Source organism: Roseofilum sp. (assembly GCF_982964205.1).
Window position 1 is genome coordinate 1 of the sequence record NZ_CEZBFX010000141.1, and the last position, 11,540, is coordinate 11,540.

Consider the following 11,540-nt stretch of genomic DNA (forward strand, 5'->3'; position numbering starts at 1 on the left):
CGCAATGACTGATCTCAATGATACTGTACTCCGTTACAGCGCAAAGCGCTGTAATGAATACTCTCAGACAATTACCTCAATAGAAATCATGAGTGGCAAAATTAAAGAGAAATGGTATCAGTGGGGGTTTCAGATTATTTTCTGGCGAAAGTGAGAGAAGAGGTTTATGGCGCTTTGCTTGCGTTATGAAACAAGCTTGAATCGTCTCTCTCCATGTACCACAACCCTATTCCCTATTCCCCAGCGCAAAGCGCTATGATCATTTCTTCATCTGGTCTTTTAAATCTTGCAACTCTTGATCGGCTTCCCAACGGCGAAATTCTTCTTCTAACCGATCGGGACTACTACCCATGGGAGTGTAACCCTGATTCCAACCAGGAGGAGAATTGGTTGTTTTTTGTTCTTCACTGGCACTGGCTTGAGCTTCCATTTCCATTACCCTAGCGTGAACCTCTTCCTTGCGTTTCTTAATTTCCTGATATAACTCTTTTGCTTTCAGAATTCTCTGTTTACAGCCTTGCATTTTTCCCCATAATTGATTCCCTTTATGCAAGAGAGCATTTTCCCGTTCTTGGGCTGCATTTGCTAAATCCATCCGCCCTTTTGCAGTTGCCTTTTGCACCCAAGTATGCCAACGCTGAATTTCCTGAGCCGTTGCCATAATTTCTTCTTGGGCTTGTTTTTCCTGACGCTGTAAATCGACAATCAGGCGCAGAGTATCTTCCTGTTGTTCATGGAGTTGATCTTCTAAAATCGACAGCTCTAACTGGGGATGCTTGCGCAGAAACTCATCCAAACGATCTTCTAAAAAGCGATTGATATCATCAAAAATACCCACTGTTTCCGATCCTCCTCGCTGATATCAGCATAAACCAGTTGTAGGGGCAGGTTTACAAAAAGTTGGGTTAGAAAGCCAGAGAATAAGTAAACCTGCTCCTACGATCAAAACTTTTGACCGACAAATACCGATCGCACTTCACCATTACGACGAATGACTGCTTCTTGATTGACAATATCCACCAACATCCATCCACTCGAACCAATCATTTCTCCGACTTGAAACCGCCGAGACATGCCCTCAATTTCAAATAAGGCAGCCGAGCGATCGCCCAATTCCAGAATTCCCGTCAACATCATATTCTCTGGCGGACTCTCTTGTGGACTACTACTCGCCTGGGGAGCAACGGGTGACGACACGGGGGAAGGAGAAGCGCTATCATCAATAGGACTCGGCAACGGTGCAGCAGCCACCTCTGGAGAAGGTGCAGGTGCTGGAGTCGGTTGATAAACGGGAATATACACCCGCTCCAAAATTTGACTCGGAGCAGATGGAGAGGTTTCAGGAGCTTCACCTTCAGAGTCACTCAGTTCTTGCTCCTCCTGATTTTGCTCCAACTGATCCTTTAACTTCAAAGTACGTTGCATATAATTGGCAAACTCTTCATCCGCTAAAGCTGTGGAGGACAAATCAACCGGAGCCATGGGTTCTGGACTCGGTTGATTCGAGGGTAAGAACTGGGCAAACTGTTGGCGTATCCCTTGTCCTCCCTGGCTGCTGGATATCCACCAACCTAGGGGAAGGGCGATCGCCGCTCCCAACCCAACTAATAGCCAACGATCCCACCAAGGTTGAACCGTTGGTGCAGGGGGAGCCACTGGAAGCCCCTCTTCTTCCTGTAATACCGTTGGTTCTAAATCCTGTGCCCAGTTTGCCCATTCTATCTCTGGGTTTTCCTCAGTAGAGGAACTCATTTGGCTCTCCTCTACTGTTGTCAATGTATTCGTCTGATTCCCGATCTGAGAGATACGGGTTAAACTGGCTAATTCTGGGGAGATCTGAGCCAAATTTTCGGCGATCGCCTGGGGCAACTTCATCGAAGGAATATCCAAGGGTTTGAGCGAAACAGATTGCGGTTGCACCGGTTCCTTCGGCAGAGTGCCGCCGCGATCTAACACACGGTCAATATCTTCAAACAAATCATCCATCAACCCATTGACCTCTTGTTCCATTGACCAAGAAGCCATAGGGATAGAATCTGTATTCAAGTCAGACTCGTTATCACGTTTATCAAAATCCCGATCCATAGCAGAGGGTTCGTTTAATCTTTTTGGCTCAATGGGTTGCACTGATTTTATGCCATCACTTTAACATGATGCCACTGTAATGGGTAATCGATAATCGGTAATTGGTAATTGAGAATGGGGAATCTCCGCGTCTCCCTATCCTCCATTCCCCCGCTCCATCTCAAAAAAAACCCCTTAGCGGGGGAGCCAAGGGGAATCATCAGGGTGCATCTACCATACCACTATCCCTAGCTGGCTCTTCTGAATCCGGAAGAGTGGGAATTTTTTTGAGAATCCCTCTTCAATAGATTATTCACCGATCGTACCCAACCACCTATTATTCTGTAGCGATCAGGCGATCGCCCAATTCTCTATTTATGGGTGATAATAGGAAAATTGAGACTCGTTTGCACAGTACCATTATGACCTCAGCAGTAACCTCCAACCCATCTGAACAGCAAAACACCGCTTTACCTCCTTTACCAGTAACCATCATCACAGGGTTCCTCGGAAGTGGGAAAACAACCCTGCTTAATCATATTCTCAGTAACCAACAGGGCGTAAAAACCGCTGTTCTCGTCAATGAGTTTGGTGAAATAGGGATTGATAATGAGCTAATTGTTTCCACTGGTGAAGATATGGTGGAATTGAGTAATGGTTGTATTTGCTGCACCATTAATAATGAGTTGGCTGATGCTGTTTATCGCGTCTTAGAACGCCAACAAAACTTAGATTATTTGGTGGTAGAAACAACAGGAGTCGCCGATCCCCTTCCAGTAGCACTCACCTTTTTGGGTACGGAATTACGAGATCTAACCCGTCTAGATTCGATTGTCACACTGGTGGATTCGGAGAATTTTAGCTTGGATTTGTTTAATTCAGAAGCAGCCTATAGTCAGATCGCCTATGGGGATATTATTCTGTTGAATAAGACGGATCTGGTCGATGAAGCAGATCTGGATAATTTAGAGGTGAAAATCCGCGATATTAAGCCCGATGCTCGGATTTTAAGGACGGTGAAAAGTGATGTGTCCTTACCATTGGTTTTGAGTGTGGGCTTATTTGAGTCCGATAAATATTTTGAAGAAGAGGGAGATCATAGTCACGACCATCATAACCATCACGAGCATCACGATCATGACCATGACCATCACGATCATGATCATCACCATCACAACCATGAACATCACCACGATCACCATCATTCTCACCATTTGGAAAATGATGGATTTATGTCGATTTCATTTCAGAGCGATCGCCCCTTTTCGATTAAGAAGTTTCAAAAGTTTCTCGATCACCAGTTACCCGCAAGTATTTTTCGCGCTAAGGGGATTCTCTGGTTTGAAGAAAGCCCCATGTGCCATATCTTCCACCTGAGTGGTAAACGATTTACGCTCGACGATAAAGAATGGAAAGGGGAACCGAAAAACCAGCTTGTGTTAATTGGTCAAGATTTGGACAAAGAAACGCTGCTTTCCCAGTTGAATAATTGTTTAACTCTACCTTCAAACGATCGCGGTAAAGGCTTTGGGGGGTAAGGAGTTCTTGAGGGTGAGTTCTTAACGTACCCTACTCGTTTAGTGAATTTATTTCTTTAATTGAGAGATAGAGACTAGCAATGAAAGACTATCACATCAATATTTTCTACAGTGAAGCAGATGAAGCCTACATCGCCGACATTCCGGATCTCAAATATTGTTCAGCTCTGGGAGACACTCCCCAAGAAGCCCTAGTAGAAGTGCTTCAAGCCAAGGCATTATGCTGGGAAACTGCACGCTCACATCAAAAAAACATCCCAATACCACAATACCAGCCGGCTCTCTATGAACTGGCTGGACATTAATCTTGCCCCTCAATAATTGTCTTATAGCGCTTCTCACTTCTGGAAGAGTACAGCTTAAAGCCTTAGATCCTAAGCAATACAAGCTATTCCCTATTTCCTAGAGTGAAGCGCTATAAGAGTCCCGTTAAGCACTTTTGAGGGTAGACTGAAGTGGAGTTAAGGATTGCCAAAACTTGAGAATCTGTCTTTTCACCAGTTGGGCATGAGTATGATGGAAAAAGTAGCGTCCATGGGGACATTCCCAAAGGCGATCGCTCTCTTTTAACCAAGGTTTCCATCCTTCACATAAGCTCGGATCGATGACTAGATCCTGTTGTCCCCGACTGATGAATAGGGGAGGATCGAGTTCACTCGGAAGAATTTGAATACGTCGATAAAGCGAATGGGGAGAGAGGGACGTTCTTAAATCTTTCTCTAGGATTCTCACTAATTCTTCAACGACGGGTGGGGAATGAGGGCCAAAGAGATTATAGGCGGTTTGGGTTAAGATGCGATCGCGCGAACAGGGCAGTAAGCCTAATTGTACATAGTAATGGGCTTGCCAATCGATCGCTGGATATACCCCGACAGAGAGCAACGCCAGCGATCGCACATTTTGTGGATAGCGACGACCATATAATAGAGCTAACAAGCCTCCTGTTCCATGACCGAGTAGATGTAAGGGGCGATCGTGCTTTTTGATATGATGATGGAGTAATCCTAACGCTTGATTTAAACAACTTCCTTCATCTTCTGTTTGCTCATATTGCCATTCTGCAAGCGGTACATGGGCAGATAATAGCCTCAGCAGGGGACGATGGAAGCGGCGAAAACTGGGACTGACATTAATCCACAAGACATCCGGTAATTGAGTCATGAATAATTCCAAGAAGAAGAAGGACGAAAAATAAAGGTAAGTTTAACCATGGTTAGGGATTTAAACTTACCTACTCAAACAAAAACTGAGCTGCTCAAAGAAATGAAGCGAATTTCAAGCGTTGTTTATCTTATAAACCAAATTCTTTTTTGACTTGCTCTACCCAAGTCTTAATTCGTCCTTCACTCAATTCGGGTTGATTATCTTCATCAAGAGCCAAACCAACAAATTTCCCATCCCGGATTGCTTTAGATTCACTAAAATCATATCCATCAGCGGGCCAATAGCCAACCGTTTCCCCTCCTAACTCAGTAATTTTTTCCTCTAAAATGCCGATAGCATCTTGAAAGTTATCGCCGTACCCGATTTGATCTCCTGTGCCAAAATAAGCAACTTTTTTCCCGTTAAAATCAACACTATCGAGTCCATCTTCATAAAACCCTTCCCAGTCACTAGCGAGTTCGCCGATATTCCAAGTCGGACAAGCAATAATCAAATATTGATAATCGCCGAAATCATCTGCACTAGCATCAGCCATATCATGTAAGGCAACAACAGAATCACCGCCAAATTCCTTTTTAATTGCCTCGGCAGCCTCTTCGGTCTTGCCGGTTTGAGTTGCAAAAAATAGTCCAATGTTTGCCATTTTTACTTTATCCATTCAGAATCAGTTAATACAAAAAGAGGGGTTTCAATCTTGATATTCCTTCAGAAACCCCTCACAAAAAGAGGAGAGAATCAAAACAACTTGCTGACCCGGAGAAGTCCTACTAGCCTTCTACAGCATTGAGGGCTTTTTCTACGCGGCGAAAATCAAATCCCATTGCTCGTAGAGCGTGCCACAGATGGCCTTGTAGGAAAAAGAAGGCGAGGAAAAAGTGGGCATTTGCTAACCAACACCGTGAAGTATGAGCACCTCCAGGTAAATCAACGGTATCGGCAAAATAAGGCACAATTCCCAATTTCACTTCTAAAACAGGGCCATAAAACTCAACTGGATAAGCTAGGGTATTTACAGCACAGAAGTAAGCGGCTACAAAACCGGCTAGGGCAATACCACCAAGGGAATAGGAGAGAATGGCTTCACCGGAAAAGGTTAAGACTTTCTTCGCCCAGTTCATGGGGGGGACAACAATGTGCCAAATTCCACCACCAATGAGCAGAATGCCAACAAACACATGACCACCGACTAAATCTTCTAAGCTAGTAATGCTGGCGAAATGAGTTTGATATCCATAGATGGTCAACGGATCGAGGGTAGGGTTGCTAATAATGCGGACAGTTTCCGTTGTACTGTCGTATAGTCCACCCCAGTACATGGCTTTGCCGACGAGCAATAAGGCTCCTATACCCAAGAATAAGAGATGATGCCCTAAGATGATGCCCAATTGCTTGGGGTTCTCCCAGTCAAAATGAAAATTTTTGGCAAAACCTTTAGCAGTTGTGAGGTCTTCTGGTGCTTTGAAAGTGTGGAATAAGGCTCCAGCTCCTAGCACAGCCGAAGAAATTAGGTGAATGACTCCAATGACGAAGTAAGGATAAGTGTCGGTGACTTGACCGCCTTCGCCAACTCCCCATCCTAGGGTGGCTAAGTGGGGAAGCAGGATCAATCCTTGTTCGCCCATGGATTGACTTGGATCGAATCCAGAAATTTCAAACAGGGTGAAGGCTCCTGCCCAGAATGTGATCAGGGCTGCTTGCCCCGCATGGGCTGAAATAAACAGCCCGGAAAGGTTGGCAAATCGTGCATTGCCTGCCCACCAGTCATAGGTGACTTTTGGGTTGTCGTAGGTTTGCATAGGATCGTTAACTGAGTCAGAGCGTGTTAACTGTTGAGAATTACTTTCAACAGTTAACTATTAAAATCTAATTCAGAATAATTGTCAATTGCAAAAACATAAAGTTTTGTAAAGATAGTGATTTGAGCGATTTAAAATTGGTGAAATCCAGTCAAGGCAAGGATTTTAAAGATAAAAGCTTAGAATCGGGTCTCTCTATGGAACCCTAATTGCGATAAGTATTTAGAATTTCTACTAATAAGTAAGGAGAACTGTGGAAGTGGAAGGGCTAGATACAGTGCAAATCGCTGTAGTGGGGGAGTGAATAATATCAAATCCTTAGATATGTGCTATAGATGGTTGACCCGGGGACACGGAGAAACGGGGACACGGGGATGGATGTGTAGCGTGATTTTTAGGATTTGATATAACAGACTCAATCTAGCTTTGAGTTATTATTGAATGGGTGGAACGATCGCAAGAATGCTCGACATTAGCGCGATCGCCCCCTTGAAGCATTTTCGATATCTCTATGCGCGTCCTAATTCAACGAGTTACCGCATCTTCCGTTTCGGTGAATGGCCAGATTATCGGTAAAATTGGCCGAGGATTAAACTTGCTCGTGGGAATTACAGATACAGATACGCCGGATGATGTTCGATGGATGGCGAAAAAATGCCTTGAATTACGGTTGTTTCCCGACCCAGAAAACACGGAGCGTCGCTGGCAAAAATCCGTACAAGAGATCGAGGGTGAACTATTGGTAATTAGTCAATTTACCCTGTATGGAAATTGTCGTAAAGGTCGTCGTCCTTCTTTCGATCGCTCTGCACCCCCAGAACCAGCGAAAGCGCTCTACGATCGATTTGTGAATCTCTTGAAGGAGAGTAGTTTAAGGGTAGAAACGGGGGAATTTGGAGCGATGATGGAGGTTAAAATTGATAATGATGGTCCAGTCACCTTGCTTTTAGAGTAGGACTTCAGTTTGATTAACCATCCATGAAAGAAATAACTGAAGGCTAGGGAATAATAGGGTCAGACCATTTCTCGCTTTGAACTTACCACCAATAAAGCACGACAATTAGCTCCAAGCTCCTTGTTAAGCACATCATCATAGAGAAATAGTATTAGTAGTAATCATGAGGAAACTAAGATGAATTTTTCTTATTTAAAACCCTGGTTAATTGTGTCAAGTGTTCTATTTTTAGCCTTTGTATTCCTCGGCGATCGCGTTCTTCCAGAACCTTTAGGCCCTGCAAGCGCCCAAACACGTGTAACATTGAACAATTTTTTTGTGGGCTTAATTCCCCGATGGGAGCGGAAAACTAACCCCTATGGGCGAACAGAGGAAGCCATTGAGACAGAAGAAAGCGGTGGTAAAGCTCCCCAGCCTTAGGACTCCTAGAAAACTGTGCCATCAGCCTACAATAAGGGGCCTCCAGCCCCTTGTCTGTCCTAACTATAGCGCTTCTCTCTTCTAGAGGAGTACAGCTTTAAGCCTTAGACCCTAAGCAATACAAGCTATCTCCTATTCCCTATTCCCCAGCGCAAAGCGCCATAACTCATTCCCGGCTATTGCTAAAGCTATAAATTTTCTGCGTTTCCAGACTCTTGAATAGAGCAGAAGGAAGAGAGGTTTGGAGATCGCAGGGTTGCCTTTGCAACTTCAATTGCAAGCCATTCAAGGGGTCCGATCCATCGCTGACCAGAAATTCGAGGCGCACAACCGAAGACCAACCCACTAGCAAATCTAGCCAGGAGGCGATCGCCTGGGAATAGGGATGTTCGACATCGTGATACCATTCCATGGGAGCGCTATAGGGTTGATCGAATCCTAAATGAACGATTAAAGAGGGATGGGTAAACAGAGCGATCGCCACTGGACGAGTTTCTTCCTGTAGGAGTAGGTTTTTCTGAGCTGACCAATAGCGCAATTTCTCCAACCATTCATAGCGTTGAGTCACCGAAGGGTTGGGGTCTTTCCACTCTAGAGCAACGGTGACTAAATAGGTTTGCAGTAGCCAATGGCCCAATTTTTGGGCTTTTGTGGCTAAATAGGCAGCATTATGATCCGTAGCTTCAATTAACAGGGGAACGCGATCGACCATTTCCAAACTATAGCCTTTTAATCCAGCAATTTTGCGCGGATTATTGGTAATTAAGCGGAATTTTTTCACGCCTAAATCGTTGAGAATTTGCGCCCCAACTCCATAGTTGCGCAAATCAGCCGGAAAGCCTAATTTTTCATTGGCTTCTACCGTATCTAATCCTTGGTCTTGCAACATATAGGCTTTGAGTTTATTGACTAAGCCAATTCCTCGCCCTTCTTGACGTAAATAGACGACTACACCAGCTCCCGAATGGTTAATCATTTTCAGGGCTGTTTGTAATTGCATTCGACAATCACACCGCAGGGAGCCTAATGCATCTCCTGTTAAACATTCCGAATGCATCCGCACAGTAACCACTTGCTCGGAAAATTCACTCGGGTCGCCTTTGACCATGGCAATATGTTCGGAACCATCTAAGGTGTTGCGATAGGCGTGAATTTTAAACTCTCCAAATTGGGTGGGAAGACTGGCTAGAGCTTCTCGTTTCACGAACCGTTCGTGTTGCAAACGATAGGCAATTAAATCGGCAATACTAATAATTTTCAGTTCATGATATTGGGCATAGCGAATCAGTTGCGGTAGTCGTGCCATGGAACCATCGGGATTTTGAATTTCACAGATAATTCCGGCTGGATATAAACCAGCTAAATGGGCTAAATCAACACTGGCTTCCGTATGACCGGCGCGTTTTAAAACTCCCCCTTCCCGCGATCGCAGGGGAAAAATATGCCCTGGTCTGCGTAAATCGTGGGGCTGAGTGTGGGGGTTAATAGCGACTTGAATAGTACGGGCCCGGTCTTCGGCAGAAATCCCCGTACTTACGCCTAGTTCCGGGGCAGCATCGATACTGACGGTAAAAGCAGTTTGGTTTTTATCCGTATTGTGGGTAACCATGAGGGGGAGATCGAGTTGATCCAGGCGATCGCCGATCATGGCTAAACAGATTAAACCCCGCGCATAAACGGCCATAAAGTTAATCATATCGGGAGTCGCGAACTGTGCAGCGCCAACAAGATCGCCTTCATTTTCCCGATTTTCATCATCGACAACGACCACCATACGACCAAGTTTAAGTTCGGCGATCGCGCTTTCTATAGAGTCAAACTGAAAGGAAGGAGAGGAAGTCACAGTGAGAGAGTGTAGATCGATTTGTGGTTGTTATTGTACCGCGATCGACGTTTGTAATCAGTAATCGGTCATGGAAGCTTGGAGACAGGGGACAGTTTAATTAATTTGTTCATGGGCAGCCTTGAATGCTGCCATATATTGGCTGGTGAGCTGTTTTTGTCCTCAATTGTGCAGAATGGGTTATAGATACCAGAAATTTCAGTCGATTAGCGATCGCAAAGCAAAACGGCTTTTTATCACTCACGGTTTGATTTTATGCGCAAATTCCATACTTTAAAATTCTTCCTCCTGTAGATCGATCTCTTATTTTTATCACGAAATCATGACTTTTGCGATCCCATCCCTGACTAAAAGTTATGGAATCATGACAAAAAACAGATAGAGGGGCATAGATCCCGTCAAAATACCTAAAGTTTCCAGACCCAAGCCTTGCAATCTTCTATTTTTTTTTGCAATATATTAAGCAATTGATCCCCAAGCTCAAGCCTTAAGCAAACGATTAAGACATTAGGAGAGCCTATATTATGACCAATAATCGTCCTCCCTTATCTGAGATGACCTTACGACAGTTGCGTAAGGTCGCCAGCGAGTACCAAATTTCCCGCTATAGCCGGATGCGTAAATCTGAACTCCTACAAGCGATTATGGAAGCTCAAAACTCTAGTACTCCAGCTAAACATATACAAACTGAACCAATGGACGCTCAAGAAGCTGTAGAAGCGGCCAAGTTTGAAGTGGGAAACTCCTTTGACCCAGAAGTTCTGGCCTCCGTAGATGATGAGTTAACAGATTTACCAAGTGGTTATGGTCAACCTTGCATTGTCCTGATGCCTCGTGACCCTCAATGGGCTTATGCTTACTGGGATATTAGCAATGATAAAAAAGAACTATTACGTACGCAAGGCGGACAACAACTAGCACTGAGAATCTATGATGTTACGGATATTAACATCAATTATGAAAGTCCCCACAGTATGCAGGAATATCCCTGTGATGAATTAGCTAGAGAATGGTATATTCCCATTCCCATTAGCGATCGCATCTATGTAGTGGATATTGGTTATCGCTGTGCTGATGGCCGCTGGTTAATTCTCGCTCGCTCTGCCCCCGTCACCATCCCTCCGATCTATCCCTCTGACTGGGTAGAAGACCGGTTTATGACCGTAAGCTGGGATAAAACTCTAGGTAGTGGAGATCAGTTGCTTACCCTCGATCCTCCAGGTCGTAAAACTACTGAAGCAGATGTACTTTACCAGTTCGCACGCGAAGCAGAAGCCAAACGTCTAGCTGGTTCTGTCTTCGGTTCTGAAACCGCCCAAGCCATTAGTTCCTATGTCTTCCCCTCTGGCGTTGGCAAATGGGCAGCTCCGGCGGCATCTGTTCAAACAGAGTCTGGTGCAGGAATGACCACCTCTGGTGCAGGACTAACTACCTCTGGTGCAGGAATGACTACCTCTGGTGCAGGACTGACTACCTCTGGTGCAGGACTGACCACTTCGGGTGCAGGAATGACCACTTCAGGTGTTGGCTTAACCACTTCGGGTGTTGGACTAACCACCTCAGGTGCAGGAATGACCACCTCAGGGGTTGGCTTAACCACCTCAGGGGTTGGCTTAACCACTTCAGGTGTTGGCTTAACCACTTCGGGTGTTGGACTAACCACCTCAGGTGCAGGAATGACCACCTCAGGTGCAGGAATGACCAATTCAGGTGTTGGCTTAACCACCTCAGGGGTTGGACTAACCACTTCAGGTGTTGGC

At 45.0% G+C, this 11,540-nt stretch carries 11 protein-coding genes and 1 pseudogene; 5 read left to right on the plus strand and 7 right to left on the minus strand.

The features are described from left to right. Window positions 1-259: 259 nt before the first annotated feature. Window positions 260-838, minus strand: coding sequence for a TIGR04376 family protein (locus AC3A14_RS22045; protein ID WP_318735133.1), 579 nt, complete (start codon window positions 836-838; stop codon window positions 260-262). Between the two features lie 104 nt (window positions 839-942). Next, on the minus strand, window positions 943-2,025 hold the full coding sequence (locus AC3A14_RS22050; protein ID WP_318700764.1) for a hypothetical protein: 1,083 nt from the start codon (window positions 2,023-2,025) through the stop codon (window positions 943-945). A gap of 461 nt (window positions 2,026-2,486) precedes the next feature. Here AC3A14_RS22050 and AC3A14_RS22055 point away from each other — a divergent pair, with 461 nt between their 5' ends. Both AC3A14_RS22055 and AC3A14_RS22060 read left to right on the plus strand, forming a co-directional pair. Then, window positions 2,487-3,602: a CobW family GTP-binding protein gene (locus AC3A14_RS22055; RefSeq protein WP_318735135.1), complete on the plus strand. Its 1,116-nt coding sequence runs from the start codon at window positions 2,487-2,489 to the stop codon at window positions 3,600-3,602. Between the two features lie 80 nt (window positions 3,603-3,682). Continuing rightward, on the plus strand, window positions 3,683-3,907 hold the full coding sequence (locus AC3A14_RS22060) for a type II toxin-antitoxin system HicB family antitoxin (protein ID WP_318700762.1): 225 nt from the start codon (window positions 3,683-3,685) through the stop codon (window positions 3,905-3,907). A 124-nt stretch (window positions 3,908-4,031) separates the two neighbouring features. On the opposite strand, the gene AC3A14_RS22065 is transcribed toward AC3A14_RS22060, so the two are convergent. From AC3A14_RS22065 to AC3A14_RS22075, 3 genes are all read right to left on the minus strand, one after another. Further along, the gene (locus AC3A14_RS22065) at window positions 4,032-4,763 is read right to left on the minus strand and encodes an alpha/beta fold hydrolase (protein ID WP_318700761.1); all 732 of its coding nucleotides are present in this window, start codon (window positions 4,761-4,763) and stop codon (window positions 4,032-4,034) included. A gap of 130 nt (window positions 4,764-4,893) precedes the next feature. Continuing rightward, a complete protein-coding gene (gene fldA, locus AC3A14_RS22070) occupies window positions 4,894-5,409 on the minus strand; it encodes a flavodoxin FldA (RefSeq protein WP_318735138.1) in 516 nt (171 codons plus the stop codon). 124 nt (window positions 5,410-5,533) lie between these two features. Then, entirely contained in the window at window positions 5,534-6,562 is a 1,029-nt protein-coding gene (locus AC3A14_RS22075; RefSeq protein ID WP_271943841.1) for a chlorophyll a/b binding light-harvesting protein, read from the minus strand. 511 nt (window positions 6,563-7,073) lie between these two features. Between AC3A14_RS22075 and dtd the strand changes: the two genes are divergently transcribed. Together dtd and AC3A14_RS22085 are read left to right on the plus strand one after the other, a co-directional pair. Next, window positions 7,074-7,517, plus strand: a complete 444-nt coding sequence (dtd, locus tag AC3A14_RS22080) for a D-aminoacyl-tRNA deacylase (protein ID WP_318735140.1) — start codon at window positions 7,074-7,076, stop codon at window positions 7,515-7,517. A 177-nt stretch (window positions 7,518-7,694) separates the two neighbouring features. Further along, entirely contained in the window at window positions 7,695-7,937 is a 243-nt protein-coding gene (locus AC3A14_RS22085; protein ID WP_271943835.1) for a hypothetical protein, read from the plus strand. 166 nt (window positions 7,938-8,103) lie between these two features. Here the strand turns inward: AC3A14_RS22085 and ribBA are convergent, their stop codons facing one another. Continuing rightward, window positions 8,104-9,780 (minus strand): bifunctional 3,4-dihydroxy-2-butanone-4-phosphate synthase/GTP cyclohydrolase II, encoded by a 1,677-nt coding sequence (ribBA, locus tag AC3A14_RS22090; RefSeq protein WP_318735142.1) that lies wholly within the window; start codon window positions 9,778-9,780, stop codon window positions 8,104-8,106. Between the two features lie 554 nt (window positions 9,781-10,334). Here ribBA and AC3A14_RS22095 point away from each other — a divergent pair. Beyond that, window positions 10,335-10,916 (plus strand): annotated as a pseudogene (locus AC3A14_RS22095) (DUF4912 domain-containing protein); the annotation flags it as partial. A 245-nt stretch (window positions 10,917-11,161) separates the two neighbouring features. Here AC3A14_RS22095 and AC3A14_RS22100 read toward each other — a convergent pair. Then, window positions 11,162-11,527 carry a hypothetical protein gene (locus AC3A14_RS22100; protein ID WP_487779164.1) on the minus strand — a complete coding sequence of 122 codons (366 nt, stop codon included), beginning with the start codon at window positions 11,525-11,527 and terminating at the stop codon, window positions 11,162-11,164. Window positions 11,528-11,540: the final 13 nt, after the last annotated feature.

Bases quoted from the DNA above. Each gene is read 5' to 3' on its own strand.
- AC3A14_RS22055 (WP_318735135.1), top strand. From the start codon at position 2,487: ATGACCTCAGCAGTAACCTCCAACCCATCTGAACAGCAAAACACCGCT.
- AC3A14_RS22075 (WP_271943841.1), bottom strand. From the start codon at position 6,562: ATGCAAACCTACGACAACCCAAAAGTCACCTATGACTGGTGGGCAGGC.
- fldA (WP_318735138.1), bottom strand. From the start codon at position 5,409: ATGGCAAACATTGGACTATTTTTTGCAACTCAAACCGGCAAGACCGAA.
- AC3A14_RS22085 (WP_271943835.1), top strand. From the start codon at position 7,695: ATGAATTTTTCTTATTTAAAACCCTGGTTAATTGTGTCAAGTGTTCTA.
- AC3A14_RS22060 (WP_318700762.1), top strand. From the start codon at position 3,683: ATGAAAGACTATCACATCAATATTTTCTACAGTGAAGCAGATGAAGCC.
- AC3A14_RS22065 (WP_318700761.1), bottom strand. From the start codon at position 4,763: ATGACTCAATTACCGGATGTCTTGTGGATTAATGTCAGTCCCAGTTTT.
- AC3A14_RS22050 (WP_318700764.1), bottom strand. From the start codon at position 2,025: ATGGCTTCTTGGTCAATGGAACAAGAGGTCAATGGGTTGATGGATGAT.
- dtd (WP_318735140.1), top strand. From the start codon at position 7,074: ATGCGCGTCCTAATTCAACGAGTTACCGCATCTTCCGTTTCGGTGAAT.